A 17,239-nucleotide genomic window follows, 5' to 3' on the forward strand; every position below is an offset into this window, starting at 1 on the left:
TGCTTCAATGCGTGGACGGCCGGGCCGCCGCGACGATGGCATCGGCGGCACGGGTCATCTCTGGTCCGAGATAAGAGCGGAAGCGCGGCTCAGCGGCAAGGGCGCGGAAATCCGCCATGCGCCTCACCCCACCGTCGGCCACGAACAGGAATTGCTCCGCGATCTCGGCCAGGATGTCCAGGTGCCAGCTCGCCGTCGGGTGCATGCAGAGGATGACGAGCCTGCCCTCGTCACGCAGCTTGCGGAAGAAATCGAGCATGAAACCGATATAGCCGTCCTGCAGGTTGAATTGCGGCTCGTCGAACAGATGCACCAGGGGCGTCCGGGTCGGCGACGGCGCCAGCAAGGCCGACGGCACCCGCTTGCGAAAGCGCCGGACCTGGTAGGATTGGTGATAGTGGATCGCGAGCCGGTCGCGCTCCCGGTATTTGACGCCGTGGATATCGGTACCGGCAACCAGCACGCGGCCTGAGGTGGGCGCATTGGAGCCCGTCATCATCTCGAACAGCGTGGTCTTGCCGGCTCCGTTCGGCCCCACGACGCCGACGATGCCCGGCTCGTCCAGCGACAGATTTGCTTCGAGCGTGAAGGTGAGGCGTCGGATGACGCGGCCTCTGGTGTAGACCTTGCGGATATCATCGAGAACGAGCAGCGGCGCGGACACTCTATTGCACTCCCAGCAAGCGCTGACGAAGCCCGCGATCATCGCGGAGCGTGGCGGCCTCCCCGGTCCAGACGATCCGGCCGCGGTCGATCACCGCGGCATGGTCGGCGACCGACAGCGCGATCTCGGCATTCTGCTCGACGACCAGCGAGGCGATGCCCTCGTCCTTCATCCGCAGAATCGTCGCGAGCACGTCGCCAACGATCTTCGGCGCCAGCCCCTGGCTCGGCTCGTCAAACAGCACCAGCCCGGGCGAGCCGACCAGCGCGCGAGCGATCGCCACCATCTGCATCTCGCCGCCCGACAGATTCTCGCAGTCTCGCTCCATCAGATATTCGAGCGGCGAGAAGATTGCGGCGGCCTCCTTGACGGACCAGTTGCGGAAGCGCGTGCGCTTCTGCGCGATCGACAGATTGCGCGCCACTGACAGGGTTGGGCACAGCCGCCGGTCGTCGGGCACCCAGCCGATGCCGGCGCGCGCGATTTCATGAGTCGGGTTGCGCGTAACGTCGTACCCGTCGAAGCGCACCGCGCCACGGCGCGGCCGCGTCAGCCCGAGGATCGAGCGCAGCATGGTGGTCTTGCCGGCGCCGTTGGGCCCGAGCAGCGCAAAGACCTTTGCCTGCTCGATGGCGAGCGAGGCGCCGAACAGCGCCTGGGTCTCGCCGTAGAACGTATCGAGCCCGTCCACTTCGAGGATCATGCGAATTTCCCGAGATTGGAGCGCCGGACCCATTCGTTCTGCTGCAGTTCATGGGGCGTGCCGCGCGCCACCACCTGGCCCCAGTGGATGACGGAGATGCGGTCAGCGAGCGAGAACAGGAACTCCATGTCGTGCTCGATCGCAACGATAGTGAGCTTGCCCTTCAGACGTGCGACGAGGGCAGCCAGCCGCTGCACGCCGTCTGAGCCGAGGCCGGAGGTCGGCTCGTCCAGGCACAGCACCCGCGGCGCCTGTGCCAGCGCGACCGCTATCTCGAGCGCGCGGCGGTCGCCGTAGGAGAGATCCCTGGCGCGGACATCGCCCTTGTCCGCAAGCCCGACGGCGGCGAGCGCTTCGCTCGCTTGATCGGCGAAACTGCAATCGCCGGCCGCGGCGCGCGCGACGTCGAGCCCCCGCGCGCGAAACGCCGGCAGGCCGACCACGACGTTGTCGCGCGCGGAAAATTCGTCGAACAGCGTCATGATCTGGAACGAGCGGGCAATGCCCTTGGCCGCGATGCGATGCGGGCTCAGGCCCGTGACGTCCTCGCCGCCGAGCCGGATCGAGCCGCGACTCGGTTTCACCCGGCCGGTGAGGACGTTGAAGAATGTGGTCTTGCCAGCGCCATTCGGCCCCATCACGCCGTGGAATTCACCCTCCCCGACGTCGAGATCGATGCTCTCCAGCACCACGCGATCGCCGAAGCGGACATGCACGCCCGCGGCCTCGATCATGCTCATCGCCCGCCTCCGACCAGGAGCCGCATGGCCGACGTCCCCCGCCGCCTGAGAGCGTTGAGGGAATGCTGGCGCACGGCCGCCGAGAGCGCCCCGGCGATGCCCTCGGGGCGGAACAGCACTATCGCCATGAACAGAAGGCCGAAATAGAGCATCCAGGCATTGGTCAGCGCGCCAATGACGTCGCGGGCGGTGAGGAAAAGGAATACTCCGATCACTGGACCCCAGAAGCTGACTAGGCCACCGCCGACCAGCGTCATCATCACGACGTAGCCGGACTGATGCAGGCTCATGACATCAGGGAATGCGGCGAGCTGCGCCATCGCGAACAGGCCGCCGGCAAAGCCTGACAGCGCAGCCGACAGGGTGAAGACCGAAGCCTTGTAGAGCCACACATTGTAGCCGAGATGCGCGGCGCGAACCTCGCTCTGACGGATGGCCGCAACCACGCGGCCATAGGGCGAATGCACCAGGCGCCACATCACCGCGACGGCGACCGCGAACACCGCGAGCACGAAATAGAAGAATGCGACATTATCTGTGAGATCGAACGACAACAGGCCAAAATCCGCCGGCAGACGCTTGATCTTGAGCAGCCCGTCCTCGCCGCCGGTGACTCGGTGCGACTTGATCGCAAGCGTCCAGAAAATCTGGCCGAAGGCGATCGTCATGAAGGCGTAATAGATACCTCGCCGGTGCGAGATGAACAGCGCCACCAGCGCGCCGGCGAGCCCCGCGACAACGGCCGCCGCGGCAAGACAAACCCAGAGATTCGCGACGACATCGAACTGGCAGAGCCCGAAGGCATAGGCACCGATGCCGAAATAGGCGCCGTGGCCGAACGACGGCAGCCCGGCCGTACCCAGCACCAGGTTGAAGGCCAGCGCATAGAGCGACCAGATCAGGATCTCAATGCCGAGATAGGGATAAAGCCCGATACGCGTGATCCAGAGCGGCACCGTCGCCAGCACCAGCCAGAGCACCAGCATCGTCGGCGTGAGCAGACGCGCAGCGTCGGATGAGGTCGTCGAGCCCACAATCATTCCCTAGACCTCGAGCACGCTCTGCTTGCCCCAGAGGCCGCGCGCGCGGAACGTCACGACGGCAACGAGCAGGATGTACATGGATAGCAGCGACCATTCGGACGCATAGGCGCCGGCGAGGCCGACGCAGAGCCCGACCAGGAGACCGGCGACGACAGCGCCCCAAAAGCTTCCAACGCCGCCGAGTACGATGACGAGGAAGGCGGGGATGACGGCGTCGACGCCCATATGCGGGCGGATGCCCCAGATCGGCGCGACGATGATGCCGGCGATCGCCGCCAGCATGGTGCCGAACACGAACACCAGCAGCCGCAGCCGCGACAGATTGATGCCGAGCGCGCGCACGATCTCGCTATCATGGGCGCCCGCTTTCACAGTCGCGCCGAACGAGGTCTTTTCGATCAGGACCCAGACCAGAGCGATGATCCCGACCGCGATGCCGGCTGCGTAGAAGCGATAGCTCGACCAGATCAGGTCGCCGAACAGGAAGCCGCCATTGATGGCCGACGGCACCTGCAGCACATAGTCGCGCGTGCCCCAGACCAGGCGGATCAGTTCCTCGATCACCATCGCCGCGCCGAAGGTCAGCAACAGGCCGTACAGCGGGTCCTTGCCATAGGTCCGCCGCATGCAGACCTCGATCAGCATGCCGACGAGGCTCACAATGACGGGCGCAATGACGAGCGTTGCGGCATAGCGCCAGCCGAGCGGCAGCGCGAGCCACAATTTCGCAAGATCGGGCGGCAAAGGCGGGCGCGGCCCGGTGAGCTGCATCGCGACATAGGCGCCGAGCGCGAACAACGAGCCGTGCGCCAGATTGATCTGCTCCATCAGCCCGACGATGAGCATGAAGCCGAGCGCGATCAGCGCGAACAACAGGCCGAGAGTCAGGCCGTTCACGAGATGCGGAAGGAGGTCGAGCAAGGTATTTGGTCTCGCAATTGTCATTCCAAGGCGGGCGCGGGTGACGCCGTGCTGGTGGCGCCACCGCTTCTATCGATATGACGACCCTTGTTCAGGAATCGACGGTCGGCACCTGTTCATAGGGCGTGAGCTTGCACTTGGTGGGCGCGGCGTCATCGGCGGCCGATTTCGGTTCGGTCCAGCTGATGATCTCGTAGAGATCGGTATTGTCCGACAGCTTGGCGTTGCGCCGCGCCAGATAGATCGTCTGCTGCATCTGATGCGTCACCGGATCCATGTAGGCATCGAAATGCTGCATGCGGTCGGTCGCCGAGACTTTCAGGTTCTCGAGCTCCTTGATGATCTTGACGTTGTTGGTCGACCCTGCCCGCTCGATCGCCCGGAGCAGCTCACGCGTCGACATGTATCCGTTGTAGGAGACATTGCCGGGCACCGGGATCGGTCCGTCCTTGTTGGCGGCCTGCTACTTCTTCACGAAGTCGGCGACGCCGGGCAGCTGCAGCTTGTGGTACCAGGTCGTGCCGAACACGCCGAACAGGCTATCGGGCGCGCCCCAGACGTCGGGCCAGTCCTGCTGGTTGTTGATCCAGGCCGGCTTGCCGTCGAGCTTGAGCTGCGCCACCTGCTCGCGCAGCGCCTTGATGTCGTCACCGCCGATCGCAGTCGCCACAACGTCGGGTTTGGCTTGCTGGATCTTCAGCAGATAGGCGGTGAAGTCGCGCGTGTTCTGCGGCACCAGGAGATTGTCGATGATCTTGCCGCCCGCAGCCTCGACCTGCGCCTTGGTCGCGGCGGAGGTCGTGTGGCCCCAGACATAGTCGTTGGTCAGCAGCATCCAGTTCTTGCCGATGGAATCGACCGCGTTCTTGACCGATGCCTTGGAGAAATTGGTGCCGTTGCCGTCCCAGACGAACTTGACGCGCGAGCAGTTCTCGCCGGCTTCGCTCGGCGCCGAGGAGTTCGTGTTCAGATAGATCACGCCGTATTTGCTGGCGACCTGGGTGATGGCGTTGGCGACGCCAGAATGCAGCGCGCCGATCAGGATGGTGCAGTCCTCGCGGGTGATGAAGCGTTCGGCGACGCGGCTGCCGGTGGCCGGCGTGGTTTCGGTGTCTGCGGCGACGAAACTGACCTGACGGCCGAGCACGCCGCCTTTGGCGTTGAACTCGTCGATCGCCATCTTGATGCCGCGCAAATCATCCTGGCCGCTGTTGCCGTATTGACCGCTGGCATCGCAGGTCAGGCCGAGCTTGATCGGCTTCGCGCCTTCCGCCCAGACGTGGTTCTCCCGCCATGGCCCGAAGAAGCCGCCGGTGCCGGCGAGGACACTGGCCATCAAGCTGCCTTTCAAAACGCTTCGCCGTGAGATCTGACGCACTCTCATCGCTTCCTCCCGTTTCGACGTTCTTGCTCTTTTTTGTGTGCTTAGAATATTCATTCCACTGGTGAAGTAAAGTAGAATATTTGATCCAAGCCGTGAAATGCCGTTAAACAGGTTTGCCGATCCGGAGACCCGACTCGATGAACAAGGCCCAGGGAGTGACGAGTTACGACGAGCTGCGCGGCGAGATTGCGCAGCGGCACCGCGCCTTGTCGGGCCGGCTGCAACAGATCGCGGAGTTCGTGCTCGATCACCCGACCGATGTCGCGCTCGGCACCGTGGCGGAGGTCGCGCAGCGCTCGGGCGTGCCGCCCTCGGCGATCGTGCGCTTTGCCCATGCGCTCGGATTCGGCGGCTTCACCGAGATGCAGCAGGTGTTCCGCTCCCGCCTCGTCGCCGGCGTTGCTCCCAGCTACAAGGCGCGGCTCGCGCGCATGAAGAGCGAGGAGAAATCAGTGCTCGGCCGCCAGCCCGCCGCGGTGCTGTCACGCTTCGTCTCAGAAGCGCAATCGGCGCTGATGACGCTCAGTCAGTCCGTGCACACGCGCGACCTCGAGGCAGCGACGGCGATCCTCGCGAAAGCCCGCGACATCTATCTGCTCGGCCTCGGCGGCTCGTTTCCGGTCGCGATCCACCTCGCCTATGTCTTGCGCAAGCTCGGACGGCGCGTCGTGCTGCTGGACGGCGTCGGCGGCAGCATTCATGAGCAGTCGCACGCGGCGACTGCGGACGATGCGCTGGTCGCCATCAGCTTCCGAAACTACTATCCCGACACGGCACGGCTGTTCCCGGAGCTCGTCGCGCGGGGCGTGCCTACAATCTCCATAACCGACAGCCTGCTGAGCCCGATCGTCGAGAGCGCCAGCGTGGTATTCGAGATCCAGGACATGCCCGAGCCGGCGCTGCGGACGCTGGTGGCGCCGATGTGCCTGGTGCAGGCGCTGGCGATCGGCCTTGATCTCGCGGGAGATTAGGCTTTCAAGACGGGAGAAGATCATGGTTGCACATGACGCGAAAGTATTGGCAGGCCAAGTAGCGCTGGTGACCGGCGCGGGGCGCGGACTCGGCCGCGCCTTTGCAGAGAAGCTCGCAGCCCTCGGCGCCGACGTCGCCATTCACGGCATGCGCGAGAACGGCCCGGCGGAATATGGCGAGGGCACCATCCTCACCGCCGTCGCCGCGGAAGTCAGCCGGCAATTCGGCGTACGCAGCCAGCGTATGCTGGGCGATCTCACCAAGGGCGAGGACATTGCGCGCGTGATCGCCGAGACAGAAAGCGCGCTCGGCCCGATCGATATCCTCGTGCACAATGCCGGCGGCGATATCGCGGCTGCCGGCGGCAAGCCCGATCCGAACGACGCCGTCAACATCAAAGAAGCCGACGTGCGCGCGGTGCTCGAGCGCAATTTGCTCTCGATCATCCTGACCTGCCAGGCGGTCGCAAAGGGCATGATGGAGCGGCGGCGCGGCCGCATTGTCACGCTCGGCTCGGTCGCCGCCTTCAAGGGGCGCACCAACGGCTCGATCTATGCGGTGGCGAAAGCGGGCGTCACCCATTACACGCGCTGCCTCGCCGACCAGCTCCGCGCCTACGACATCGCTGTCAACTGCATCGCGCCCGGCGACACCCGCACCGGCCGCTTCCTCGGCACGCGCGCAGTCGATCCTGACAGGATGGTCGAGACCGGCACGCTCGATCGTATCGCGACCGTCGACGAGGTCGCGCGCGTGGTCGAGTTGTTCGCCGGGCCGATGGGCGCCTTCATCTCTGGTCAGGTGCTGCGCATCGACGGTGGCGGGCAGGCGTGGCCGGCGTGAGCACGTGCAACCTCGATGCTCTCGGCGATTCGCCCACTGCGTGGCAGAGCATCAGCGTGTATGGCGCCAAGGCGCTGCCATCGAGCGTACCAGATCGATCTAAGTCGTAGTACTGGTCGGCTTCCTGCGGCGCGCCGGTTTCCGACGCCACCGCTCTTCGGACATCGCTTCGAATGAGGACTTGCCGGTGCTTGCCCCTGATGGATTTCTGCTTGATTTCCCGGTGAACACGCTGTGCACATGCGCTAACCGACTGAAAAATTTGAACTCTCGATCCAATCCATCATTGGAGAGTTCGAGCTGACTCCAGCAATCGATGTTCGATTGCAGCCAATTACCGGAAAGGTCGTCCACCACCTTCGGTGAAGAAGAAAGCTAGTGGTGCGTGTCCGGCATAGCCAAGGCCGGCGCATATTTTGCTTCGTTCAACGTTTTCAGACGCGCTCGAAGTGTGTGCTGGTGTTCCTTACAGGGGAATTTGACGTGGTGCCGCGAAGTTCGCAATGCACCTCCGCACAATGGGCTGCCACGCTGACGATGATTTAGCTCGACAGATGCGATGATAACACGAATATGATCCGTTCGACGTAGTAGCGGCGAGCCGTATCAGGATGACGTATCCATCGCGATCTAGGCGCACGGTGCAGCAAGTTTGCTTTCCTTGGTGTTGAGCCACCAACAGAAATAATGTTTGCAGTGCTTCATGGCCGTCAACCGCACTGTAGGCGAACCAAGCAGGCACCAGCGTTGGCAACATAGGTCGAAGCGTAAGCCGATTGGATCCGCCACACTGTCGTGACTCCGCAAAAGATCGAGCTTTGAGATGAACGAATTCGGACAGAAGGGTGAGGTACCGCTCTCGGAACGATTCGCGGTGTCACCTGAGGAGGCAAGCGCCCTCACCGGGATCGGATTGACTTCCATTCGCGAAGCGATCAGCGCCGGCAAACTTAGGGCTAAGAAGCACGGGAGGCGCACGATCATCTTGCCCGAAGATTTGAGAGTGTGGCTGGGAACACTGCCCGACGCCCGGAAGCCGATTGTAGAAAGCCCCGCTTAGGCGGGGCTTCTATTTTGAGCCAACGGCAAAAGGATTCGGTAAGAAATTGGCAATCAAGAACCAAGCCCACTGAAGAACTGCAGTAGGTACCGCATCTTATCTTATTCCGTCACGGATCATGTACCCGGCGCCGCGGATCGTGTGCAGCAGCGGCCGCTCGAAGCCCTTGTCGATCTTGGAGCGCAGCCGCGAAATGTGCACGTCGATCACGTTGGTCTGCGGATCGAAATGATAGTCCCAGACGTTCTCGAGCAGCATGGTGCGCGTCACCACCTGGCCGGCATGCTTCATCAGATATTCGAGCAGGCGGAATTCGCGCGGCTGCAGCGTCAGCTCGTCCTTGCCGCGGGCGACGCGATGGGAGAGCCGGTCGAGCTCGAGATCGCCGACGCGGTAGAGCGTGTCCTCGGCAGGTCCCCCGCGGCGGCGCGACAGCACCTCGACCCGGGCCAGCAGCTCGGCGAAGGAATAGGGTTTTGGCAGATAGTCGTCGCCGCCGGCGCGCAGGCCCTTGATGCGGTCGTCGACCTGTCCGAGCGCGGAGAGAATCAGCACCGGCGTCGTGTTGTCCTGGTCGCGCAGCGCACCGATCAGCGACAGGCCGTCGCGCTTGGGCAGCATGCGGTCGACCACCAGCACGTCGTAATCGCCGTTCTCAGCCATGGCGAGGCCTTCCTCGCCGTCGGCGGCGTGGTCGGCAATGTGTCCGACTTCGCGAAACGCCTTCACGAGGTAGTCGGCGGATTCGCGGTCGTCTTCAATGATGAGGAGGCGCATCGTGCGTTCGGCGGCGGTCAAGGAGGTCAACCTTCTCTAAACATGGCGCGAGCGGCAATCGCATGCAAGCCGAGGGGGAGACTCTGGCATCGAGAAAAAGGCGGGCGGTGAAGCTGGGGGGACTTCACCGCCCTAGGCCTTCCGACGGAGGGGGGCGTAATTCCACCGGAAGGTAGACAGGGGAAGCGAACGTTGCGCTGCTTCCCAGAAGGGCGCCGTCGGCGGGGGCGACTGATGCCGGCGACACCCTTCATCTCGTAGGCCTCCTGAAGCCTCAGCCCTTGGCGAGGGGCACCGCGACGAAGCGCGACTGGCCGCCGCTCTTCACGCGCATCAGGACGCTGTTCTTGTTGTCGGTCCGCGCCATGTTGATGGCATCGCGAACTTCGCCGGCGGTGGCCACGCTCTTGCCGCCGACTTCGAGAATCACGTCGCCTTCCTTGAAGCCGCGCTCGGCCGCGGCGCTCTTCGGATCGACTTCGGTGACCACGACGCCTTCCTTGCCGGCGCCGGCTACCGAATTGGCGGGCGCAACGGTCATGCCGAGCTTGGGCACGTCGGTGCCCTTGCTCGCACCCTTGCCGCTGTCATTGTCGTTATCGGCCTTGGCCTCGACCGTGTTCGGCAATTGGCCGAGCGTCATGTTCACGACCTTGTCCTGGCCCTTGTGCAGCACGTTGAGCTTCACGGTCGCACCGGGTGCCATGCCGCCGATGGTGCGGGCAAGCTCGCGGGCGTCCTTGACCGCCTCGCCATTGACCGCCGTGATCACGTCGCCGGACTCGATGCCGGCCTTCGCGGCCGGACCGTTCGCTTGCGGCTCCGCCACCAGCGCGCCTTCGGCCTTCTTCATGCCGAGGCTCTCGGCGATGTCGGAGGTGACAGGCTGAATCTGCACGCCGATCCAGCCGCGGCTGACCGAGCCCTTGTCCTTGAGCTGGGCGACCACGCTCTTCACGGTGCTCGCGGGAATCGAGAACGCGATGCCGACGCTGCCGCCCGAGGGCGAGTAGATGGCGGTGTTGACGCCCATCACTTCGCCGTTGGTGTCGAAAGCGGGACCGCCGGAATTGCCCTTGTTCACGGGCGCGTCGATCTGGATGAAATCGTCGTACGGACCGTTGCCGATGTCGCGGCCGCTCGCCGAGACGATGCCCGCGGTCACGGTGCCGCCGAGGCCGAACGGATTGCCGACCGCGAGCACCCAGTCGCCGATCCGCGGCTTGGCGTCGGCGAGCTTGGCGAACGGGAAGTTCGAGCTGCCCTCGACCTTGATCAAAGCGAGGTCGGTGCGCTGGTCGGTGCCGATCACCTTGGCGGTGTAGGTCTTGCCGTCATCGGTGGTGACCTCGACCTTGTCGGCGCCGTCGACCACGTGGTTGTTGGTCACGGCAAAGCCGTCAGCCGAGATGAAGAAGCCCGAGCCCTGACCCTGCACGACGCGGCCACGGCCGCCCTTCAGGCCCGGGAAACCATCCGGACCGCCAAAGCGGCGGAAGAAGCGCTCCATCGGCGAGCCCGGCTGGAACGGCGAGGAGGAATCATCGCCGTCGTCGTTGCTCGCGGTCTTCTCCTTGATGTTGACCTTCACCGAGATCACCGACGGCTTCACACGCTCGACGATGTCGGCGAAACCGACCGGGCGTTCGACCTTGCGGACCTCGTTGTTGACCTGCGCATGCGCCGGGGTCGAGAACAGGTCGGCCGGCGAGGTCGAGGGGCTGAAGCCATAGACGGCCGCGCCGAGACCGGCGACGACCGAGGCCATCAGCGCGAACTTGCGCGCGGAAAACACCGACCGGCGCGGCTGCCGGTAGGACGGAAGGTTCGAGAGGTCGGGACGGTCGGTCATGCGGAGATCTCCAGGGCCTTGAAATCCATTTGGTGCCCGATGGCGGCACCTTACGGTCCTGAAGATGGGGGCTCCCGCCTTACCGTGCGCTGGCGGCGGGGTTAAACTTTTGTAATGAAGGGCCAGGTCCGATGCGGCAGTTCAGCGCAGACCGAAAATTGTGGCCTCACAGGAACTTAACCGAGTTCCCGTGATGGCGTCGCAGGCGCGTTTTGGCGCGCTCAGCTTGCCCTGACGCTGACGATGAACTCGTCGACCTCGCGCTTCAGGGTCGCGGCCTGCTGCGACAGGTCGACCGCGGAATCCCGCGCCTCGGCGGCCATGCGACCGGTCTGTGCGGAGGTCGAGGTGATCTGGACGATATGGTTGGAGACGTCGAGCGTTCCGTGCGCGGCGTTCTGGGCGCTGCGCGTGATCTCCTGCGTGGCGTTGCGCTGCTGGGCGGTATCGACCTCGATGCCGGACATGATGGACGAGATCTCCGACAGCGTCTTGGAAATGCCGTCGATCGCGCCGCGCGTCTCCGCGGTGATGCCCTGAATGCTGGCGACATGAGAGGTGATCTCCTCCGTCGCCTTGCTGGTCTGGTGCGCCAGATTCTTCACCTCGGAGGCGACCACCGCAAACCCCTTGCCGGCCTCCCCTGCCCGCGCCGCCTCGATGGTGGCGTTCAGCGCCAGCAGATTGGTCTGCGATGCGATCGCCTGCACGAGCTGCACGACCTCGCCGATCTTGTCGGCGGCATCCGACAGCGTGTGGATGGTGTCGCGGCTCTTCTCCGCCTGGGACGCTGCGCCCTCGGCGCGCTGGGTCGCGTCGGTGACGCGGCGGCTGATCGTGCCGATCGAGTTCGTCATCTCCTCGGCAGAACCTGCGACCGTCTGCACGCTGGCGCTGGCCTGGCTCGCCGCGCTCGCGACTGCATTGGCCTTGGTGCTGGTGTCGTTGGCGGTCCGCGACAGCGTCTCGGCGTTGCTCTTCAGATGCACGGCCGATGAGGCCACGCTGTCGACGACGCTGGCGACGAGATCGTTGAAGCGCTTGATCCGGTCGTCCAGGAATTTCGATCGCTCGGCCTGGTGCTGGGCTTCGCGCAGCTGCTGCTCGGTGAGATGGCGCCGCTCGAGCCCGTTGGTCTTGAAGACCTCCAGCGCACCGGCGAGCAAGCCGATCTCGTTGGTGCGGCCAAGCCCCGGAACCGATGTCTGGAATTTCTGGTCGGCGACCTCGCGCATGGCGTGCACGATCGCGGCCAGCGGACTGAGGATGCCGTTGCGCACGGCGAACCAGGTGGTGAAGCAGATCGCGACGGCGACGACGGCGATCACGCCGCAGGCCATCAGGAAATAGGAGAACGCAGTCTGCGCCTGCTGGTAGATCTGCATGGCGTGGTCGCGCGCAGGGCCGCTCAGCGCGGCGAAGTCCGCCGACAGGCTGGTGATCTCGTTGTTGAGATAGAGCACCGCGATGAAGCCGGTACCGCCGCCGATGCCCAGCAGAAACAATAATGCAGTGACGACGGCGCCGACCAGGAAGCGGATCGTCAGATTGCTGTTCGCGAACATGGGGGGACTCAAAGGCTGGAATCGAATCTTGCGACAAGCTTCCAGACAAAGGTCAACAGAGCATGAAACAAGCTGCGCCAAACGGCCTAAGTATCATTACGTAGCCTAGGACGACTTCGCATCATCGGACATCAACGCGGCGAGCCGCGCCTGTTCGTCCGCAGTGAGCGGCGAAGCAGGTACGTCTGCACCACTGCGCGCACGACGCCGGATTTGCAGCCAAAGCGCCACGCCGCCGCCGATCAGCAGCAGCGGCCCGAGCAGCCACAGCAGCAGGGTCTGACGTTCGAAGCGTGGTTTCAGCAGCACGAACTCGCCATAGCGCGCGACCAGGAAGTCGAGCACCTGCGAGTTGCTGTCGCCGGCGCCGATGCGCTCGCGCACCAGGAGCCGCAGGTCGCGCGCCAGCGGCGCATCGGAATCATCGATCGACTGGTTCTGGCAGACCATGCAGCGCAGCTCGCGCGACAGTTCCCGCGCGCGGGCTTCCTTGGCGGGATCCGGCATGATCTCGTCGGGCTGCACGGCGTGGGCCGCCGGCAAGGCCAGCAGCATCAGCAGGACGAACGCGGCCATCATCCGGCGCATCGGATCACTCCGCCGGCTGGAGGCGCTGCTTGGCCCGCGCCGGCTTCGGCGCGCCGACCCGCAGGCGCCGGTCGGACAGCGACAGCACGCCACCGAACGCCATCAGCACCGGCCCCCACCAGATCAGCAGCACCAGCGGCTTGTGATAGATCCGCACGGCGATGGCGCCCTCGGCATTGGCCTCGCCGAGCGAAATGTAGAGCTGGCTCGCGCCGCGCGTCAGTAGCGCGGCCTCGGTGGTCGAGGAGCCGCGGGTGGTGAAGCTGCGCTTGGAGGGCGTCATGACGCTGAGCGGCTTGCCATCGAGGCCGACGTTGAACTCGGCGATCATCTCGCGGTAATTCGGGCCCTGACGCTGCAGCAACCCGTCGAGCTTCACGTCGAAGCCGGCGATGTGGGCGACGTCGTTCTGCTTCATGGTCGCGATATATTCGCTATTCCAGGTGGTTTCGCAGACGATCCCGATCAGCGCGACGCCGAGGCCGGCATGCGCGAACGCCGTGCCCCAGGCCGAGCGCGGCATGCCGCGCGCCCGGTGCAGCACCGTTGCGAACGGCAGCCGCACGAAGCCGGTCCGTTCGACGATGTCGGTGACCGCGCCGCCGATGACGAAGATGCCAAGCCCGATCGCGAGCGGCGCCAGCGTGCTGCCCCCGCTGGCCCAGCCCCAGGCGATGGCGACGGCGACGAGCCCGGCAACGCCCGCAGCTAACAGGCGCTGCGTCACGCCGAGCAGATCGCCGCGCTTCCACGCCAGCATCGGCCCGAACGGCACGGCAAGCAGCAACAGGGTAAACAGCGGCGCGAAGGTGAGATTGTAGAAGGGCGCACCGACCGACATCTTGAAGTCGGCGAGCATTTCCATCGCGAGCGGATAGAGCGTGCCGAACAGCACGACCGCGCAGGCGACCGTGAGCAGCAGATTGTTCAGCACCAGCGCACCCTCGCGCGAGATCGGCGCGAACAGGCCGCCCTGCTTCAACGACGTGGCGCGGCCCGCGAACAGGGCCAGGCTGCCGCCAATGAACAGGCAGAGGATCAGCAGGATGAACACGCCACGGGTGGGATCGGTGGCGAAGGCGTGCACCGAGGTGATGACGCCCGAGCGCACCAGGAAGGTGCCGAGCAGTGACAGCGAGAAGGTCAGGATCGAGAGCAGGATGGTCCAGACCTTCAGCGCGTTGCGCTTCTCCATCACCAGGGCCGAATGCAGCAGCGCGGTGCCGGAGAGCCACGGCATCAGCGAGGCGTTCTCGACCGGATCCCAGAACCACCAGCCGCCCCAGCCGAGCTCGTAATAGGCCCAGTACGAGCCCATGGCGATGCCGAGCGTCAGGAATATCCAGGCGACCAGCGTCCACGGACGCACCCAGCGCGCCCAGGCCGCATCGATCCGGCCCTCCATCAGCGCCGCGATCGCGAAGGAGAACGAGATCGAAAAGCCGACATAACCGAGATAGAGCATCGGCGGATGCACGGCGAGCCCGATGTCCTGGAGCACCGGATTGAGATCGCGGCCCTCGACCGGCGGGGTGGCGATGCGCAGGAACGGGTTCGATGTCACGAGGATGAAGAGGTAAAAGGCGCTGGCGACCCACGCCTGCACGGCGAGCACGTGCGCGCGCAGCGACAGCGGCAGATTGTTGCCGAACACGGCGACCAGTCCGCCGAACAGCGCGAGGATCGACACCCACAACAGCATCGAGCCTTCATGGTTTCCCCAGACGCCGGTGATCTTGTAGAGCAGCGGCTTCATCGAGTGGGAGTTCTCGTAGACGTTGGCGACGGAGAAGTCCGAGTTCACGTGCAGCATCACGAGAGCAACGAACGAGGCACCGACGAACAGCAGCTGCGCCAGCGCCGTGGAGCGCGCCACATTCATCAGCGCGGCATCGTTCAGGCGCGCGCCGATCAGGGGCACGATCGACTGGATTAGTGCGAGCCCAAGTGCCAGCACCAGCGCGTAATGTCCGGATTCTGCGATCACCGCATTGCTCCCTGCGGATTGCCCTGCGCGGTCGTCGCCGCGGGCTTGCCCGCGTCAGACGTCTTGCCGCTATCAGACGGCTTGCCGCCGTAATCGTCCTTCCAGTGCCCCTGCTTCTTCAGGGCGTCGGCGACGTCCTTGGGCATGTAGGTCTCGTCGTGCTTGGCAAGCACCGTATCGGCCTTGAACACGCCATGGGCGTCGAGCGCGCCTTCAGCGACGACGCCCTGCCCCTCGCGGAACAGGTCGGGCAGGATGCCCTTGTAGGCCACCGGCAGCTTGGCATTGCCGTCGGCAACCTCGAAGGTCACCGCGAGATTGTCGCCGCGCTGGAGCGAGCCGGGCTGCACCAGTCCACCGAGGCGAAACCGCTTGCCTGGCTCGACGTGCTTCTCGGCGACCATGGTCGGCGTCGAGAAGAACACGATGGAGTCGCGAAGTGCATTGAGCACCAGCGCGGCCGCGAGCGCGAGCACGGCGAGCGAGCCGCCGATGATGGTCATACGTCGCTGCTTGCGCGTCATGGCGTATCCGTTCTCCGCTTCGCTCGTTCCGACATCGTCATCCGCCGAGCCCGAGAGTCCTGAGGCCTTCGTTGAGCTGGCGCAGCCGCTCGGCGTCGCTGGCAACCGCCTGCCGGGCATCGGCCGATGCCCCCATGGCCTTGTCCCGCTCGCCCATCACGAGATAGGCGCGCACCAGGCGCAACCATCCATCGACGTCGTCGCCGTTCTGCTTCAACCGGGTGGCCAGACGATCGACCATGCCGCGCACCATCGCGTTGCGATCGCCTTCGGCCATATCCTTGGACGCAGCGATCGTCTCGTCCGACAACGCCGGCATCGTCCCGCCACCGACCCGCGCCAGCGAGGATTGCACCAGGGCACGCCACGGCGCATCCGCGGGCGCTTTCACAAGCAGCGCGCGCCAGATCGTGGCTGCATCGCCCTTGCGACCATCCTGCTCGGCGGCAAGGCCCAGGAAGTAGTTCGCCTTGGGATCGTCCGCGTTCAGGGCCTGCGCACGCTCGAACTCCGCCTTGGCCTCGACGGTCACCACACCGCCGGCGGCAGCCGAGATCGCTTCGCCGAGATCGGACCGGCGCTCCGCGCTCTCGCCATTGTAGGTGAGCGAGTTGCGATAGGCGCGCACCGCATCGTCGAAACGGCCGAGCCGCTCCAGCACCGGCGCGAGCACATTCCAGCCGCGCCCGTCGGTCGGATTCTTCTCCAGATGCTGCTGGACCTGCACGACGAGATTCTCGAGCGACTGCGCCACGCCGGACCCGGATCCGCGCTCGCGCTGCGCCAGGGGAAAGTCCTGAAGCCGGGGCGAGCCGAGTGGCATATAAATGCCGATCGCAACGAGCGGCAGGCCCGCGAGCGCCAGCACGGCCGCCGCGCGGCGCCATTTGAGATTCGATTTCGGCGCCATGGCTGGCTCGCTGGCGGCCGCAGCGAGCAGCCTGCGGCTGATCTCGACGCGCGCAGCCTCGGCGTCCGGCGCGGGAATCAAGCCTGCGGCGAGATCACGCTCGATCTCGGCCAATTGGTCCTTGTAAACCGCGACCTCGCTGCCCTGGTCTTGCGCGCGTCCATTGCGGCCAAGCGGCCAGAGCACGGCGAAAATCGCCGCGACCGTCATCAGCGCGAACACGAACCATAGCGTCATCTGGCAAGCTTCCGGCAGCGCACGAACCGCGCCCATAGGTGGCTTTACACCACGGCCGGACGATGCGGCAATTGACAATTGTCAATTTGGCGCGACCGCGCGCGGTCTCGAAACGGTGAAAATCCAACGGCTTAGCCGATCTCGAAGTCCGTACTTTGCGCGGCGTCCTCACCGTGGCCGTTGAAGGCCCTCAGGAAGTATGTTCCCGGCTTGACTGCGTCCGGCAATCTGATGCGCAGCGCTCCGACCGGAACCGGGGATGCAACCCTCGTGATTGTCTCGGAGAGTTGCCGACCGCTTGCCTTCTCGACCAGCACCACTTTGGCACCGACCATCAGTCTCTGATACTTGGCAACAATGATGCGGTTCTCGATTTCGATGGAGCTGATAACGGGTTTCATGCGCCCACAAATAGAAGTTCCCCGGACTTGCACGGGGACCGTACGGCGCACCACTGGCACCGTCAACC

16 protein-coding genes and 1 pseudogene are annotated in these 17,239 nt (G+C 64.9%); 3 read left to right on the forward strand and 14 right to left on the reverse strand.

Features of this window, described 5'->3' with window-relative positions; genetic code table 11:
* Nucleotides 1-4 precede the first annotated feature (4 nt).
* The 6 genes and pseudogenes from GGD62_RS18400 to GGD62_RS41855 form a co-directional block, all read right to left on the reverse strand.
* Nucleotides 5-664, reverse strand: coding sequence for an ATP-binding cassette domain-containing protein (locus tag GGD62_RS18400; RefSeq protein WP_183237428.1), 660 nt, complete (start codon nucleotides 662-664; stop codon nucleotides 5-7).
* Between the two features lies 1 nt (nucleotide 665).
* Entirely contained in the window at nucleotides 666-1,367 is a 702-nt protein-coding gene (locus GGD62_RS18405) for an ABC transporter ATP-binding protein (protein ID WP_183237427.1), read from the reverse strand.
* The gene (locus GGD62_RS18410; RefSeq protein WP_183237426.1) at nucleotides 1,364-2,107 is read right to left on the reverse strand and encodes an ABC transporter ATP-binding protein; all 744 of its coding nucleotides are present in this window, start codon (nucleotides 2,105-2,107) and stop codon (nucleotides 1,364-1,366) included. Before GGD62_RS18410 ends, GGD62_RS18405 begins: the two co-directional genes overlap by 4 nt.
* Nucleotides 2,104-3,147, reverse strand: coding sequence for a branched-chain amino acid ABC transporter permease (locus GGD62_RS18415; RefSeq protein WP_183237425.1), 1,044 nt, complete (start codon nucleotides 3,145-3,147; stop codon nucleotides 2,104-2,106). The genes GGD62_RS18410 and GGD62_RS18415 overlap by 4 nt, the downstream gene beginning before the upstream one ends.
* Nucleotides 3,148-3,150: 3 nt before the next feature.
* Complete coding sequence (locus tag GGD62_RS18420; protein ID WP_183237424.1) at nucleotides 3,151-4,071, reverse strand: branched-chain amino acid ABC transporter permease; 921 nt, start codon at nucleotides 4,069-4,071, stop codon at nucleotides 3,151-3,153.
* A gap of 91 nt (nucleotides 4,072-4,162) precedes the next feature.
* Nucleotides 4,163-5,509: pseudogene (locus GGD62_RS41855) on the reverse strand (ABC transporter substrate-binding protein).
* A gap of 83 nt (nucleotides 5,510-5,592) precedes the next feature.
* Between GGD62_RS41855 and GGD62_RS18430 the strand changes: the two are divergent.
* The 3 genes from GGD62_RS18430 (at nucleotide 5,593) to GGD62_RS18440 (ending at nucleotide 8,330) form a co-directional block, all read left to right on the forward strand.
* Nucleotides 5,593-6,426: a MurR/RpiR family transcriptional regulator gene (locus GGD62_RS18430; RefSeq protein WP_183237423.1), complete on the forward strand. Its 834-nt coding sequence runs from the start codon at nucleotides 5,593-5,595 to the stop codon at nucleotides 6,424-6,426.
* Between the two features lie 22 nt (nucleotides 6,427-6,448).
* The gene (locus GGD62_RS18435) at nucleotides 6,449-7,270 is read left to right on the forward strand and encodes an SDR family NAD(P)-dependent oxidoreductase (RefSeq protein ID WP_183709364.1); all 822 of its coding nucleotides are present in this window, start codon (nucleotides 6,449-6,451) and stop codon (nucleotides 7,268-7,270) included.
* A gap of 823 nt (nucleotides 7,271-8,093) precedes the next feature.
* Nucleotides 8,094-8,330: a helix-turn-helix domain-containing protein gene (locus GGD62_RS18440; RefSeq protein WP_179734115.1), complete on the forward strand. Its 237-nt coding sequence runs from the start codon at nucleotides 8,094-8,096 to the stop codon at nucleotides 8,328-8,330.
* A gap of 96 nt (nucleotides 8,331-8,426) precedes the next feature.
* Here GGD62_RS18440 and GGD62_RS18445 read toward each other — a convergent pair whose 3' ends face one another.
* The 8 genes from GGD62_RS18445 to GGD62_RS18480 form a co-directional block, all read right to left on the reverse strand.
* Nucleotides 8,427-9,107: a response regulator transcription factor gene (locus GGD62_RS18445; protein WP_038947105.1), complete on the reverse strand. Its 681-nt coding sequence runs from the start codon at nucleotides 9,105-9,107 to the stop codon at nucleotides 8,427-8,429.
* A gap of 274 nt (nucleotides 9,108-9,381) precedes the next feature.
* Entirely contained in the window at nucleotides 9,382-10,959 is a 1,578-nt protein-coding gene (locus GGD62_RS18450; protein ID WP_183709366.1) for a Do family serine endopeptidase, read from the reverse strand.
* 221 nt (nucleotides 10,960-11,180) lie between these two features.
* The gene (locus tag GGD62_RS18455; protein ID WP_183237420.1) at nucleotides 11,181-12,524 is read right to left on the reverse strand and encodes a methyl-accepting chemotaxis protein; all 1,344 of its coding nucleotides are present in this window, start codon (nucleotides 12,522-12,524) and stop codon (nucleotides 11,181-11,183) included.
* Nucleotides 12,525-12,629: 105 nt separating this feature from the next.
* Complete coding sequence (locus GGD62_RS18460) at nucleotides 12,630-13,112, reverse strand: cytochrome c-type biogenesis protein (protein ID WP_183709368.1); 483 nt, start codon at nucleotides 13,110-13,112, stop codon at nucleotides 12,630-12,632.
* A 4-nt stretch (nucleotides 13,113-13,116) separates the two neighbouring features.
* On the reverse strand, nucleotides 13,117-15,099 hold the full coding sequence (locus GGD62_RS18465) for a heme lyase CcmF/NrfE family subunit (RefSeq protein ID WP_183709370.1): 1,983 nt from the start codon (nucleotides 15,097-15,099) through the stop codon (nucleotides 13,117-13,119).
* On the reverse strand, nucleotides 15,096-15,623 hold the full coding sequence (gene ccmE, locus GGD62_RS18470) for a cytochrome c maturation protein CcmE (RefSeq protein ID WP_028143008.1): 528 nt from the start codon (nucleotides 15,621-15,623) through the stop codon (nucleotides 15,096-15,098). The genes GGD62_RS18465 and ccmE overlap by 4 nt, the downstream gene beginning before the upstream one ends.
* A 37-nt stretch (nucleotides 15,624-15,660) precedes the next feature.
* Nucleotides 15,661-16,770 (reverse strand): c-type cytochrome biogenesis protein CcmI, encoded by a 1,110-nt coding sequence (gene ccmI, locus GGD62_RS18475; protein ID WP_092256895.1) that lies wholly within the window; start codon nucleotides 16,768-16,770, stop codon nucleotides 15,661-15,663.
* Nucleotides 16,771-16,901: 131 nt separating this feature from the next.
* The gene (locus GGD62_RS18480) at nucleotides 16,902-17,171 is read right to left on the reverse strand and encodes a hypothetical protein (RefSeq protein ID WP_028143006.1); all 270 of its coding nucleotides are present in this window, start codon (nucleotides 17,169-17,171) and stop codon (nucleotides 16,902-16,904) included.
* Between the last annotated feature and the right edge of the window lie 68 nt (nucleotides 17,172-17,239).

This window comes from Bradyrhizobium sp. ERR14, from assembly GCF_014198235.1.
GTDB lineage: Bacteria > Pseudomonadota > Alphaproteobacteria > Rhizobiales > Xanthobacteraceae > Bradyrhizobium.